Genomic DNA, 14,620 nt, shown 5'->3' with positions numbered 1-14,620 from the left:
TGTTATTTCGATAAGACAAAATTTCTCACATTGCACTACATTCGATTGTACAACACGAAAAAAAACGGTATATTTAATCAACCAAAGTCGTATTCTGTTTGGAAATAAAAGAAGTTTTACAACAATACTGGGGATTCGAAAAGTTTCGTTATCCACAAGAAGAAATCATTCAACAGCTATTAGCACAACAAGATGTTCTAGCAATTTTGCCCACCAGTGCTGGTAAATCGATTTGCTATCAACTACCATCATTGCTCTTAGACGGACTTACGTTGGTTATCACCCCGTTAATTGCTTTGATGGAAGATCAGGTCCAAAACCTGAAAGATAAAAATATTCCGGCAGAGTATATTAACAGCCAACTCGATTTCACACAGATTACATTGATTTTGGATCAGTGCCAAAGCGGAAAAGTAAAATTACTTTTTGTTTCACCCGAGCGTTTGCAAAGTAAAATTTTTATAGAGCGACTAAGCACCTTCCAAGTAAAACTTATTGCCGTCGATGAGGCACATTGTATCTCTCAATGGGGACATGATTTTCGACCTTCCTTTCTGAATATAGCTAGTATCAGAGCTCATTTTCCTAACACACCAGTATTGGCTCTTACAGCAACTGCGACAGAGAAAATACAAGAGGACATAATTAATTTTCTAGAACTAAAGAAACCTAAAATATTCAAAACTTCGCTTCGTAGAGAAAACCTCACCTATCAAGTCCGATATTCTGAGAACAGAAAGCAAGATTTAATTTATTATCTAAAAAAATATCCAGGTAGCAGTATAGTTTTTGTAAAAACAAGAAAACAAACCTACGAAATCGCATCTCTTTTACAAGAAAATGGCTTTAATGCTGATTTTTATCACGCTAAATTAGACGCACAACAAAAAAAAGAAAAGCAAACTTTTTGGACGTCACATCCTAACCAAATAATGGTAGCGACAAATGCTTTTGGGATGGGTATTGATAAACCAAATGTACGAACGGTCTTTCATCTAGATTTACCTCCTTCTATCGAAGCTTACTACCAAGAAGTAGGGCGCGCAGGAAGAGACGGCTTGCCCTCTATAGGAATTTATTTATCGAATTCTGAGGATATTTTGATTGCTGAAAACACCTTCAAATCAAAACTTCCTACCAAAAAGGAGTTCATAGAGATTGGCAATCTCTTGTTCAGTTATTTACAAATTGCCGAGGGTGAAAAACCAGAGAAAATCCAATCGCTCGACGTACCTCTATTCTCTGAAAAGTTTAATTTGGATGTTCGTAAGGTTTTCAATTTCATTCAATTCCTACAAAACAAAGCAATCATTTATCTCAAAGACTATTCTCAGAACAGTACCGTTTATATTAATACTCTACCCAATACCGTAGTACAACATTACGAGCATAGAGAGTTGTTAGAATATTTAGAGAGGAATTATCCTGGGATTTATACTTTACCCAAAAATGTTTATGAGCTGAAAATAGCTTTTGATACGCATCGTAGTCTAGGAGACGTGCGTACACAATTGCATCAAATGCATAAACAAGATATAATAAATTACTCTGATCGCTTCCTTACGCGTATTCAATTTCTTGAGCCACGTAACTCGAATTTGTTGAAAGGAAAGTGGTGGAAAATGTATGAAGAAATCCAAGTTAATCATTGGAAAAAACTGCAAGCAATGGCCTTTTACGCTGCCCAACATGAATATTGCAGAGAACGTATGTTGCTTTCTTATTTTGGAGAAAAATCCAAAGAAAATTGTGGTAGATGTGATGTTTGTTTAAGCGAAAAAAAATCAGACAAAATAGATTCTCTAAAGTTACTTGATTTTATTGGCGAAGAAGGAAAAACATTAAATGAAATTGTAATGCATTTTATACATTCGCCAAAAGAAAACATTATTGCCGAACTACAATATTTGGTTGATGAAATGAAATTGAAAATAGAAGGTTTGGACACCTTCAAGAAACTATAAAAAAAATAAAAATATGCGAGTTGTCTTTATGGGGACGCCAGAATTTGCAAAAGCGTCTCTCCAGGAAATCCACGAAAACAGTCTGCACGAAATTGTTGGGGTTGTAACAGTTCCTGACAAACCAGCAGGAAGAGGGCAAAAAATACAGCAATCGGCAGTAAAACAATATGCAGAAGAAAAAAAACTACCCCTTTTACAACCAGAAAAACTACGCGATAAAAACTTTATAGAGGCACTTAAAAAGCTAGACGCCGACGTTTTTGTAGTAGTAGCTTTTCGTATGTTGCCCCATGTAGTATGGTCGATTCCACCAAAAGGAACATTTAACTTACACGGTTCTCTGCTCCCGCAATATCGTGGAGCTGCACCCATAAACTGGGCAATCATGAATGGAGAAAAGGAAACAGGAGTAACTACATTTTTAATTGATGAAAAAATAGATACTGGTAAAATTCTTCTAACAGACAAAGTTGCCATCGGTGTAGATGATAATGTCGGGAAAATACATGATGAGCTGATGAATCTTGGCAAAAAACTAGTTGTTGAAACACTCGATGCTTTAGAAAAAGACTCTATAACTTCTTATCCACAACCGTTGGAGAAAGACTTGCATCATGCACCAAAACTTTACAAGGATGATTGCAGAATCGATTGGAGTTGGAAGTTAGAAAAGATACATAATCATGTAAGAGGTCTAAGCCCTTACCCAGCGGCATGGACAATGATTAACGGTAAATCGGCCAAAATTTTAGCCGGTAAAATTGCTCAGGACTTTCCTGAAGATTTAAGTAAAAATGTTCTTCATCTTACCAAAAAAAATTTATTTGTCCGGGTAGAAAATGGTGTTTATGAAATTCTAGAAATCCAACCACAAGGAAAACGCAAAATGAGTGCAAAAGACTTTATCAACGGCAATCAAAATGTAAGTTGGTTAGCCTTAGATGATTAATGATTTATTGTAAATTAGTTAAAAAAAAGAATTAAACATTAATATTTGATGAAAAAAAGTATTTTTTTTCATCTAAAACTTGCATAAACAAAGGGAAAGATTATATTTGTGTATCATTTAAATTTAATTTATTAAGCTATGAACAAATCTGAATTAATCGACGCAATTGCTGCTGATGCAGGAATTTCAAAAGAAGCTGCAAAAAAAGCTTTGAACTCATTCACAACTAATGTAACGAATGCTTTAGCAAAAGGAGAAAAAGTTGCTTTAGTAGGATTCGGAACTTTCTCAACATCTGAGAGAGCTGCAAGAACGGGAATTAATCCACAGACTAAAAAAGAAATTCAAATCGCTGCTAAAACTGTAGCTAAGTTTAAAGCTGGATCAGAATTATCTGCTGCAGTAGACAAAAAATAAGAAGTTACCTTATTCTTAAGAAAGCATAAAACTCCTAATTGTTAGGAGTTTTTTTTGTATCTCATAATCTGTACAAGGGGTACCTCCCACTAAATATAATTTTTAGATGCGTATAGCAAATTTATGGAGCTAAACGATATTTCTTCCAACCATTATCTTTCTTTTTGTACAACACACGATCATGCAATCGACTAGGTCTACCTTGCCAAAACTCAATTTCTTCTGGTTTCACCAAATAACCTCCCCAATGAGGTGGTCTTGGTATTTCTTGGTTTTTGTACTTTTTGATTATTGAATCTTCATCGTCAACAAAATCATGAAATTCGTCTATAACCGAACTCTGTGGCGATACCCATGCACCGACTTGGCTTTCTCTAGGACGTTTAGCAAAATATGCATCAGACATCTCTTCGCTTACTTTTTCTGCCTTCCCAGTAATAATTATTTGTTGTTGCAAAGCAGGCCAAAAAAAACTTAAACATACTCGTGGATTATTCTCTATTGCTTTGCCTTTTTGGCTCTGATAATTAGTGTAAAAAACAAAACCATCTTGGTTATACTCTTTTAGTAAAACCACTCGATTTCTTGGCTTACCGCTATTCTCTACTGTGGTAACTGTCATCGCATTAGCCTCTTCTATCAAAGGGTTTTTTTCTGCAACATCGAACCAGCTTTTGAATTGCTCTATAGCATCTTCTGCCAAATGATCAAAATCTATAAAATTTTTAGAATAATTTTTTCTTTTATCAGATAAATCTTGTTTCATGAATTATTTTTTTTAAATTAGTAAAATACGAACTATCTTATAGGTACATTTTAACACACGAAGTTATTAATAAATAAAATAAAAGTTGTGGAAAATAAACGTATAAATAAAGGTGATATTCTCATAGCAAAACCAACCTTGAATAACGACATCTTCAACCGAAGCGTAGTCATCATCACCGAACATAGCGAAAAAGGTTCTGTAGGGTTTATCTTAAATAAATCATCAAATATCCCGCTACATATTTTTGTATCTCAAATGAATTCTGATTCTATTGTCTACGAAGGGGGGCCAGTAGACAAAGAAAATATATATTATCTGCATTCTCGTCCAGATCTTATTCGCGAGAGTGAAAAAATTGCCGAAAATATTTATTGGTCCGGAAATTACGAAGATGTCCGAGAGGCGATTAATATGGGAAAAATAGGGGATGATGAAATCCGATTTTATTTAGGATATTCTGGCTGGTCGAGTAGACAGTTAGAAATTGAACTCGAAATGAATGCATGGATTTTGGTACGCGAACGCATTGATATTTTTCGAGATTGGGAAGTTGACCTTTGGAAAAAACAACTGACCAAACTAGGTGGAGAAAACCTTATATGGGTAAATACACCCGCCGACCCTTCTATGAATTAAACTTTGTAGAAAAAACCTTATTCTATTTTTAGACGAAAAGCGAAAATATCTCTTGAGCTTTGTCGGTTCTGTATGTTTTTTTACGATTCTTCGTATACGATACCATACCATAACCGTCTATTAATACAAAAATCTCTTCGGCACGTTGCATCTCAAACGGAAAAATTTCTGTTTCTTCTACTTCGAAAACTTTTCCTTTGTTAAGAGTCGAGATAAAATGATTTCTAAGTACACTTTTCTGTACACCTTCTGATTGCTTTGGTGTTCTTATTTTATGATCATTGACAAGAAAAATAGACCCATTCAAACTCTTTGCTATTCGTTTATTGGCATTGAGCAAAACTAAATCGCGCATATCGTTTTCATGTGCATATACTCTTGCAATATTTTCTTCGGGATGTACAATATTATTTTGGGAGAAAAAAGAATCATTGATAACAAAATCCTTGTAGACATCAATTTCTGCCTCTTCTATCTCATGATTCCAAGCCTCTTGTTGCTGATCGAATACTATAAAATAGCCAATACTACTGTCTAGAATATCGCTAGAAGTGGTACGATAACAGGTGAAAGTGATGCATCCGTTTTGGTTGTGCTGAAGCAAAGTCTTGATTTGATTCTGAAAAAATTCTGGAGTAAAATTCAACGGAATTTGCATGCGCATTATCCGCATAGAAGCCATTAAACTAAAATAATGGTCCTCCCACAATAATATTTCACCATCAACAATTCGGATCAACTCTTTTATAGAATCGGCATACGATATGATGCGTTCGTTCGTAGAAAATACTAATTGTTCTTGCGGAACTAAGCTTCCATTGAAATTTATCATCAAAACTTGAACTTCTTTTTTTATTATAATGAACCTAAAATTTTCTTTAAATCTTCTATTTGACTCTCCCAAAGTTGTTTCGATTGCTCGATTTCATCTTCTTCTGCAAAGTCCGTAATCACAACCGAAACATCGTTTGTTAGTTCATCTACCACAATGGTCAACTCGAAAAAATATTTGGTATCTTCATCTTCTTCCCACTGGAAACGAACATAAGAATCTACTTTAGATTTCATTAAAAAAGCACTTTCTTCGTGTTCATCCCATATAAAAGTATATTTCTCTCCACGAGAATTTACATTATCTGCAAACCACTCTGATAAGCCCGAAGGATTCGATAAATAATTGTAAAGCAACGAAGGTGATGATTTTATCGGAAATTCTATCGTATATTTCTTTTTAGGCATACTTTATTTTTTTGTGTCCGCAAGATATTAAATGAATCTAATTAACCAAAAAAAATAACTATGTTTTATTGCTTCTTACCTAAATTGTACTTAATAAAAAAAGAGAGCATCGCTGGATACTCTCTTTCTGTTCTTTACCTTAATCGAGGAAGCCGACAACTTGGTAGGCAAAACCGTATTGGTCATAATATTTTTGGTACAAAACACCTCCGAATTCATATAGAATATCGCCATTATAATTTACCGTTTCATAACCAGCGGGCAAAGCTTCGATAATTGCTCCATAAGGAGGCTCTACGACATAAAATCTGTTTCTTTTTTTGATATAATAAATTCCTTCATAGAAATAATAAGGTCTACGGTTGTAATAGAAACTCGAATAGCCTATGGGTAAATAATCTACCCGAAAACCAACCGGTGGCATAAAACGGATATATCCCTTATTGTACGGACGGTAATACACTCCATTATTTCCATAGAATTGATAATTGTTATACGTGTAATGATGATAATTGTTCACATTGTATACATACGAATTGTATCGACGATCTTCATAACGTTTATCATTCTGAAAACGAATTACATCTCTCCCATTGTCTTGGGATCTAATCTCGCGTTGGTTGTTTCTATAATTTACCTCAACGTTATTTCTTCGCGTATTCCCTCTCTCGACCGTTCTTGCAGATAACGAACTATTTCTTATAGTTTCGGCAGAATTTGTTGCACGAAAACCCGAACGAGAATTCGCACTAGTAGGAGTCCTTACCGTTATCGAAGAGCCTGTTCTCACATGATTAGGCGTATTTCCTTGATTTGTTCTTGGATTACTTCTGCGCGGGTCGCTCATACTTTCTTGTTTACTCGATCCAAAAGAAGCATTTATATTCGCTCTTGGATTGCTGTTATTGCTCGCCCGATTGGTCACTGTAGAATTTCCTCTACCATTCGATGATCGATCACCATTTCTAGCCGATTGTGCAAAAATCAAGGTACCAGAAACCATAGCTAACCCTACTAAAAGTACACGTATATTTTTCATTTTCTATAAATTTTCAGGATTTTACAATTTTGTTAAATTCCATAAGTGTGCCAAAAAATATTCGAATCAAAAAAAAACCAATTCATAAAAGATAATCCGAAGCATCAACCTTATTTTCTGTCCCAAATCCTACCGAAATCTATTTGCACAGCAAGCCAGTTAATGTATCTTTGTGGGATATTTTATGTACGATGATCGATTTCAAGAGTGCTTATATTTCTTATTTATCCCTACAGAAAGTTGGCCACAAAGTGCGCGAAGAACGCAATATTTTTGCGGAAGCAGCTTTGAAAATGGACGAAAAAAAAGAAGAAGATTTATTTCCGTTTCTTACACAAGCTTTCAGACGCAACATGGATGCTTATCATTTTTCTCACTATACTGAAAAGCTGGAGTTTAATGTGGTGTATAGTTTGATGCAAGAAATGTTCGAGGAGAAGATCGATTTTCTAGATTTTTCGCATGAGATTTTGGCCCATTTATTCGAGAAATCTTTGCATCCGCAAATAAAGTCGGGTGAAGTTTTCATTGCTTTTTTTGATAATATCAGGTATGGAGACATTACCACGCAAGGTATTGGCATTTTCAAGCTAGAAAATAAAAAGAAATACATCCGTTTCGATGAATCCAAAAACATCGATTATTTTATTCAAAAAGGATATAAATTAGAGAAAATAGACAAAGCGGCTTTTGTTGTCAATGCACAAAAAGATGACGGATATATTGTTTTTTCGGTTGATGATTTGCAAAACGAATCCGAATATTGGAAAAAAAGTTTCTTAGAAATTACGGCTGTTAACGATAATCGCTATCAAACCAAACAATATTTACACTTGATGAATCAGTTTGCCGAAGAGGTTGTTTTAGAACGAAATGACAAGCAAACACAAGCCAATTTTCTGTCTCAAACGTTGCATTTATTAACGATGAATGAAATGGTTACCGACGAAATGATTCAGAGTCAAGTAGTTGAACAGTTTGAGTTGGTGGATGACTATAAAAAATTCAAAACTCAATATGCAGAAGATTTCAAAATAGAATTCGACACGGCTTTTGAAGTGAATAAACCTTCGCTCGTCAAAGAATCTAAAAAAATAAAAAGTGAAATAAAACTCGATACCAACATCATTCTAAAAATAGATTTGATGGCGGCGGATGCTGCAGAAGATTACCTAGAAAAGGGATATGATGAGAACAAAAAAATGTTTTACTACAAAGTGTTTTTCAATACAGAGCAATAATAAAAGAGTGGCTATGTAACCACTCTTTTTTTATTATTCTTGTATTTGAGGCGCTGTAGAAAAATTCATAGATTGTTTCATCTGATAAGCCTGTATAATGTCTTCTATCGGATAATTAAACCAGTCTATTTGTTTTTTTATTTTCTTGTTTTTGTCGAGAAATAACCATGTCGTAAACTTCATTTCGGGGATTGTTAGTCCTTGATACTGGTAGGGTAAAAAATAGCCTTGTGCAACAATCATAGTGTCGTTGCTCATTAACTGTTCTACCCGCAAGATTGTATCGTTCGGATACACCATTTGTGCGTCATGGAAGTTGAAGTTTGTTCGAATCAATTCTACACTCGATATAGGATGCAAACCACTTTGTAAAACTACATTTTCATATTCTATAGTGTCGTTATAAAATGATTGCAATATTTTTTCATCTTTTCGGAGTGCGTATGTCTCAAAAAAATCTTTTCCTATCTGAGATTGATTAGAGGTTTCGCATGAGAAAAACAACCCTACAGAAAGAAGAAATATTGGTGCTGTATTTTTCATTTATTTGCGTACAAAAGCTTCTACATCTTCTCTTTTCACTGGATCGTTCGACAAGATTAACAAACGTTCTACCACATTTCTTAATTCGCGAATATTCCCTGTCCAATCGATTTCTTTCAGCGCTTCGTAAGCCGAGGCATCGAACTTTTTATACGGTAAACCTTGGTTTTCACTTAGCAGAACTACAAAATGTTCTACTAGTTCTGGAATATCATCTTTTCGGTCGTTGAGGGCTGGCACTTCTATAATGATGACTGCCAATCGATGGTATAAATCTTCTCGGAAACGCCCTTCCTCAATCTCTTTTCGCAGGTCTTTATTGGTTGCAGCAATTACACGAACATTCACGTCGATTTCTTTCTCGCTTCCTACAGGAGAAATTTTTCCTTCTTGTAGTGCTCTCAAAACTTTTGCTTGTGCAGATAGACTCATATCTCCAATTTCATCTAAGAAAATTGTTCCTTGGTTGGCCAACTCGAATTTACCTTGTTTATCTTTTACTGCTCCTGTGAAAGAACCTTTCACATGGCCAAACAATTCACTCTCAATGAGCTCTGCAGGTATTGCTGCACAATTAACTTCGATAAGTGTTTTTTTATTTCGATCACTTTTCTCGTGCAATTGATGTGCAACCAACTCCTTTCCGGTCCCGTTTGGTCCTGTGATCAAAACGCGTGCTTCGGTAGACGCTACTTTATCGATGATCTCTCGGATTTCATTTAATCTTTCCGAACTCCCTATCATCGTATACTGTTTGCTTACTTTGCGTTTGAGTGCTTTGTTTTCTGATTTGAGTGCCGTATTGGTTTTTACCAATGATTTGTGGTTTAACGCATTACGTACCGTATTGAGTAGTCGATTGAGATCTGGTGGTTTTGAGATATAATCGTATGCACCTTTCTTGATACAATCTACGGCGGTTTCGATATCACCATGACCAGAAATCATTACAAAAGTAAGATCGGGATGTTGTTCTAGTGCTTCTGTTAGTACTTCTACTCCATCTTTTTTTGGCATTTTGATATCGGAAATGATTAAATCATATTCTACTTCATTAATTTTCTCAAGGGCAATCTCACCGTTCTCTGCTTCATCTACTTCGAAAGAAGAGTCCTCATCGAGTAAAATATTTTTCAGTACGTTGCGGATGGCTTTTTCGTCTTCGATGATTAATATTTTTGGCATGTTGTATTTTTAATTTTGCCTTCCAAATATACGTAATTTTCTGCGAGCTTAAGAAGCTTTAATGCGTTCTACGTTTTGCAATCCCAATTCTTCAACAGCAATCTCTCTCATTTCTACCTTTCTTATTTTTCCTGAGACTGTCATTGGAAATTCGGTAACAAACTTCCAGTACTTCGGGCGTTTATAGTGTGCAATGGACATACAAAATTCTTGTAATTCATCTTCCGAACAGAGTTCATTTTCTTTTATTTTTACCCAAGCCATCACTTCCTCTCCATACTTTTCGCTTGGGACACCGATGATTTGTACATCTGATATTTTTGGGTGCGTATAGAGGTAATCTTCGATTTCTTTTGGTGAGATATTTTCTCCTCCTCGTATTATCAAATCTTTTATTCTACCGGTAATATTCACATAGCCTTCATCATCCATTGTAGCTAAATCACCCGAATATAACCAATTATTATTATCTTTTACTTGTGCAGTTGCTTCGGGCATATTCCAATATTTCAACATCACCGAATATCCTCTAGTGCACAGCTCTCCTTGTACTCCCCGTGGTAGTATTTCACCAGTTTCGGGATCGATTATCTTTATTTCTAAATGATCTATCACTGTCCCAACGGTACTTGCTTGTTTTTCTAGTGGTGTTCCTATTTTGGTCTGAATTGATACTGGAGAAGTTTCTGTCATTCCATAACAAATAGATACTTCTCTCATATTCATCAAGGATTGTACTTTTTCATGATTTCGATCGAACAGGGAGATCCTGCCATCACCCCAGTACGCAACGTAGATAGATCATTTGGCAGGTCTAATTCTGCTATGAACATAGTCGGCACGCCATAGAGCGAAGTACATTTTTCTTCTTGAACAGCTTTTAGAGTTTTGGCAGCATCGAAATTATCCGATGGTAGAACCATGCATGCACCATGTGATACGCAAGCTAAATTTCCTATAACCATCCCGAAACAATGATAAAATGGAACAGGAATACAAACGCGATCTCTAAAAGTGTAATTTAGTCGAATGCCTATAAAATAACCATTATTCAAGATATTGTGGTGTGTGAGTGTTACGCCTTTTGGGAAACCAGTTGTTCCTGAGGTATATTGGATATTCACGGGATCATCGAACTGGACACTTTGTTCGATGAAATTGAGTTTCGATGTATTGACCTTGTCCGAGTGAGCTAAAAACTCTTTCCAACCATTCTCGAAAATGTACACATGCTCTAAGGTAGAACATTCGGGTCTTACTTTTTCGATCATATCTTGGTATTGACTAGACTTGTATTGTTTGGATGCAAAAAGTGCTTTGATTTCTGATTGGTTGACAACATAAGCTAGCTCATTAATTCGATAAGCGGGGTATATGGTAACAAGAATCACCCCTATTCTTGCTGTGGCGAATTGTAGTAATACCCATTCTGCTCGGTTGGCCGACCAAATCCCAACTCGATCTCCTGTTTGTATTCCTTGAGCCAAAAGAGCTTTGGCTATAATTTCGGTTTGATGATAAAATTGCGAATAGGTGTATCGAATATCTTGATCAACACTAACCAATGCATCTTTGGTAGGATATTTGGCTACGATTCGTTTTGGTTATCGCCAATAGTTTCTCCTAAAAGCGGCACGTTCGATGGTCCGCTTGCGTATGAAATTTCTCTTATCATTTTTTTGTGGTTTGTGTATGAATATAATTAACATACTTCTAAACCACAAAAAAAGCCTCATAAAAATGAGGCTTTATAGATTCTTAAATATTTATGCTTATTTTTTCACAACCTTTGTAGTTGAAGAAGTACCATTGGTTGTTGTTTTCACGAAGTAAATTCCTTTTGCTAATGAAGATACATTAACTGTTTGTTTTCCATTAACTTCGAAAGTTTTCACAATTTGTCCGTTTGTGTTATACACTTCTACTGTTGCTTTTCCTTTTACATCAAATGAAGCTGTATTTGTCCACAAAGTGTTCAATACAGTTTTTTCTGGTGTAAGCGTGTAAACATTCATGTTCATATCCCATAATTGGATATTGTCTATGTCTAGCGCATAATCTACGTCTTTACCAATTTTTAAAGCAAAAAAGTCTTTGTCTAAGTCTGTAACATTCAAATCTGTTTTGTCTGATAAGTCTAATGTTACTTTTACCCAATTACCATTTGTATTGATAACACCTGCATATTGGTTATTTGCTGAAGAAACAACGGTGGTATCCGCAGACAAATCTCCTACGTTGTATGGATAATATGTACCATCTACTTTATAAATATTTAGTGATAAAGTTTTTCCTGCTGTTCCTTTTACCCAAAAAGTAATTTGTTTTGGTTGTGAAGTAAGTTTGCTACCTAATCTTGAGGTAAAAACATAGTCATTTTTTTGTGTATTAGTTGTAATGTTTAATGAATTTGACCCATCAACTCCTTTACCAACACCCTGTACTGCATAAGCTTTTATCCCGTATGAATTTACTCCACTTGTAAACTCTTCCCAATTTTCAAAATCACTCCCAGGTATTGCGTTTACTTGTGCAAAAGAGAATGTAGAAAGAGCAGCAACTGCTATTAAAGAATAGATTTTTTTCATGATTTTTTATTTTTTTTAATTAATATTAACCCTTTTCTTTTGAGATACAAATGTACAACTATTCGGCAAACGATTTGTTATTGTAAAAATTGATTACAATAATTTAACACAGAAAAGGGCAAGAAAATTCTTGCCCTTTTACATACTATTATAATTTCTAATATCAATTTATATTAGATATGGATTGCATGTCCGTATGCATCCTCTACAGCTTCCATAATTGCTTCTGCCATAGTAGGGTGTGCATGAACAGACTTCATTATTTCATGCCCTGTAGTTTCTAGTTTACGAGCCACAACAGCTTCGGCAATCATTTCGGTAACTCCATCCCCAATCATATGACAACCCAACCATTCACCATATTTAGCATCGAATACAACTTTCACAAAACCATCTGTTGCACCATTGGCTACAGCCTTACCATTGGCAGAGAATGGGAATTTTCCTACTTTCACTTCATAGCCAGCTTCTTTCGCTTTTGCTTCGGTAAGCCCAACTGATGCAATCTCTGGAGAGCAATATGTACAACCCGGAATATTACCGTAATCGATAGGCTCTACTTCTAATCCAGCTATTTTTTCTGCGGCTAGAATTCCTTGTGCAGATGCCAAGTGTGCTAAATCAGCTCCTTTTACAACATCTCCAATTGCATAATATCCGGGAACAGAGGTTTGGCAATAATCATTGATAACGATTTTTCCACGTTCGGTTGCTATACCAACTTCTTCTAATCCAATGTTTTCTGTGTTTGGTACTACACCCACAGCAGAAAGTACGACTTCTGCCTCAAGAACTTCTTCTCCTTTAGCTGTTTTTACAGTTGCTTTCACCAAATCACCCGATGTATCTACCTGAGTAACTTCTGCATTGGTAAGAATTTTTATGCCCGATTTTTTGAAAGATAATTGTAATTGTTTTGATACGTCTTCATCTTCTACCGGAACTATTCTTGGTAAAAACTCTACGATGGTTACTTCCGTACCAAGAGAGTGGTAAAAATGTGCAAACTCAACACCGATAGCTCCTGATCCTACAACAATCATCGACTTCGGAAGTTTTTCTAATGCCAATGCGCCACGATATCCGATTACCTTTTTGCCATCTTGTGGTAACGCAGGTAACTCGCGAGAACGTGCTCCTGTAGCAATAATAATATTGTCTGCTTGATATTCTTTGGCTTCGTTTTCATTGGTAACCAATACTTTTTTACCGGGTAGGACTTTTGCTTCCCCTTTTATTATATCAATTTTATTCTTTTTCATCAAGAATTGCACTCCTTTACTCATGCGGTCGGCAACTCCTCTACTTCTTTGTACCACGTTCGGAAACTCGAATCCGATATTTTCTGGTACATTGATACCAAAGTCTTGGGCGTTATTTAAATACTTATATACTTGTGCACTTTTTAGTAATGCTTTGGTCGGAATACATCCCCAATTAAGGCATATTCCACCCAATTCAGCTTTTTCTACTATAGCCACTTTTTTCCCTAATTGAGACCCTCTAATGGCAGCTACATACCCGCCAGGTCCGCTACCTATAATAATAATATCGTAGTTCATGCTCGAAATTTGTGCTAATTTATAAATATATCTATTAATATGAAAATTGTTGATAGAAAGTTGAACAAGAGTTTGAGTATCTTTGTCCGATGAAAGTGTTTTTCCAGAACATAGCAGACGAACTAGAAATTCCGTTAGAATCGCCCTTGCCTTGTAGTTTTGGCCAGGCTATAGATATTTTTCATTCTATGCCCGATTACGACGGAAGCCACATCGGTTTTTTAACAGATAAAGGAACCTATCTGCAGGTGACAAAATATGATCGATTTCTTTTTTTGATTGATATTATGGATTTTGAAAATCATCAGTCACACGAAACTTTAATGCATTATCAGCAGGTTTTTCAATTAATTAAGGATTTGTTCGAAGGGTTTGATCCTTATGCGCTGCCGAATTTAGAACTCAGAAAATGGTAAACAAAAAAGGGCTTCAAATTCTATTTTTTTTTGAAACCCTTTTTGTTTATATCAAACTACTTATGTATTGTT

14 protein-coding genes and 1 pseudogene are annotated in these 14,620 nt (G+C 35.4%); 6 read left to right on the top strand and 9 right to left on the bottom strand.

The features are described 5' to 3' along the window. Window positions 1-98: 98 nt before the first annotated feature. From WEEVI_RS08490 to WEEVI_RS08480, 3 genes are all read left to right on the top strand, one after another. Window positions 99-1,964, top strand: a complete 1,866-nt coding sequence (locus tag WEEVI_RS08490) for a RecQ family ATP-dependent DNA helicase (RefSeq protein ID WP_013598736.1) — start codon at window positions 99-101, stop codon at window positions 1,962-1,964. Window positions 1,965-1,977: 13 nt separating this feature from the next. Continuing rightward, window positions 1,978-2,913: a methionyl-tRNA formyltransferase gene (gene fmt / locus WEEVI_RS08485; RefSeq protein ID WP_013598735.1), complete on the top strand. Its 936-nt coding sequence runs from the start codon at window positions 1,978-1,980 to the stop codon at window positions 2,911-2,913. Between the two features lie 138 nt (window positions 2,914-3,051). Then, on the top strand, window positions 3,052-3,330 hold the full coding sequence (locus WEEVI_RS08480; protein WP_013598734.1) for an HU family DNA-binding protein: 279 nt from the start codon (window positions 3,052-3,054) through the stop codon (window positions 3,328-3,330). Window positions 3,331-3,451: 121 nt separating this feature from the next. Here the strand turns inward: WEEVI_RS08480 and pdxH are convergent, their stop codons facing one another. Continuing rightward, window positions 3,452-4,096 (bottom strand): pyridoxamine 5'-phosphate oxidase, encoded by a 645-nt coding sequence (pdxH, locus tag WEEVI_RS08475; protein ID WP_013598733.1) that lies wholly within the window; start codon window positions 4,094-4,096, stop codon window positions 3,452-3,454. A gap of 87 nt (window positions 4,097-4,183) precedes the next feature. Between pdxH and WEEVI_RS08470 the strand changes: the two genes are divergently transcribed. Then, on the top strand, window positions 4,184-4,735 hold the full coding sequence (locus WEEVI_RS08470; protein ID WP_013598732.1) for a YqgE/AlgH family protein: 552 nt from the start codon (window positions 4,184-4,186) through the stop codon (window positions 4,733-4,735). Between the two features lie 28 nt (window positions 4,736-4,763). Here WEEVI_RS08470 and WEEVI_RS08465 read toward each other — a convergent pair whose 3' ends face one another. The 3 genes from WEEVI_RS08465 to WEEVI_RS10970 all read right to left on the bottom strand — a co-directional run bounded on the left by WEEVI_RS08465 (window position 4,764) and on the right by WEEVI_RS10970 (window position 7,013). Beyond that, a complete protein-coding gene (locus WEEVI_RS08465) occupies window positions 4,764-5,567 on the bottom strand; it encodes an aminotransferase class IV (RefSeq protein ID WP_013598731.1) in 804 nt (267 codons plus the stop codon). 23 nt (window positions 5,568-5,590) lie between these two features. Beyond that, window positions 5,591-5,974, bottom strand: a complete 384-nt coding sequence (locus WEEVI_RS08460; protein WP_013598730.1) for an START-like domain-containing protein — start codon at window positions 5,972-5,974, stop codon at window positions 5,591-5,593. A 139-nt stretch (window positions 5,975-6,113) separates the two neighbouring features. Then, complete coding sequence (locus WEEVI_RS10970) at window positions 6,114-7,013, bottom strand: DUF6515 family protein (RefSeq protein WP_013598729.1); 900 nt, start codon at window positions 7,011-7,013, stop codon at window positions 6,114-6,116. A gap of 191 nt (window positions 7,014-7,204) precedes the next feature. Here WEEVI_RS10970 and WEEVI_RS08450 point away from each other — a divergent pair, with 191 nt between their 5' ends. Then, window positions 7,205-8,254, top strand: coding sequence for a nucleoid-associated protein (locus WEEVI_RS08450; protein ID WP_013598728.1), 1,050 nt, complete (start codon window positions 7,205-7,207; stop codon window positions 8,252-8,254). A gap of 33 nt (window positions 8,255-8,287) precedes the next feature. Here WEEVI_RS08450 and WEEVI_RS08445 read toward each other — a convergent pair whose 3' ends face one another. The 5 genes and pseudogenes from WEEVI_RS08445 to lpdA form a co-directional block, all read right to left on the bottom strand. Continuing rightward, the gene (locus WEEVI_RS08445; RefSeq protein WP_013598727.1) at window positions 8,288-8,797 is read right to left on the bottom strand and encodes a hypothetical protein; all 510 of its coding nucleotides are present in this window, start codon (window positions 8,795-8,797) and stop codon (window positions 8,288-8,290) included. Continuing rightward, the gene (locus tag WEEVI_RS08440) at window positions 8,798-9,982 is read right to left on the bottom strand and encodes a sigma-54-dependent transcriptional regulator (RefSeq protein ID WP_013598726.1); all 1,185 of its coding nucleotides are present in this window, start codon (window positions 9,980-9,982) and stop codon (window positions 8,798-8,800) included. A 48-nt stretch (window positions 9,983-10,030) separates the two neighbouring features. Next, a pseudogene (locus tag WEEVI_RS08435) lies at window positions 10,031-11,657 on the bottom strand (AMP-binding protein). A 97-nt stretch (window positions 11,658-11,754) separates the two neighbouring features. Then, window positions 11,755-12,570, bottom strand: coding sequence for a T9SS type A sorting domain-containing protein (locus WEEVI_RS10965; RefSeq protein WP_013598725.1), 816 nt, complete (start codon window positions 12,568-12,570; stop codon window positions 11,755-11,757). Between the two features lie 173 nt (window positions 12,571-12,743). After that, window positions 12,744-14,132: a dihydrolipoyl dehydrogenase gene (lpdA, locus tag WEEVI_RS08425; RefSeq protein WP_013598724.1), complete on the bottom strand. Its 1,389-nt coding sequence runs from the start codon at window positions 14,130-14,132 to the stop codon at window positions 12,744-12,746. Window positions 14,133-14,221: 89 nt separating this feature from the next. Between lpdA and WEEVI_RS08420 the strand changes: the two genes are divergently transcribed. After that, a complete protein-coding gene (locus WEEVI_RS08420) occupies window positions 14,222-14,548 on the top strand; it encodes a hypothetical protein (protein ID WP_013598723.1) in 327 nt (108 codons plus the stop codon). Window positions 14,549-14,620: the final 72 nt, after the last annotated feature.

This window comes from Weeksella virosa DSM 16922, from assembly GCF_000189415.1.
Classification (GTDB): Bacteria; Bacteroidota; Bacteroidia; order Flavobacteriales; family Weeksellaceae; genus Weeksella; species Weeksella virosa.
The sequence above is the reverse complement of the archived record's forward strand: the minus strand, read 5'-3'. Positions and strand labels throughout refer to the sequence as shown.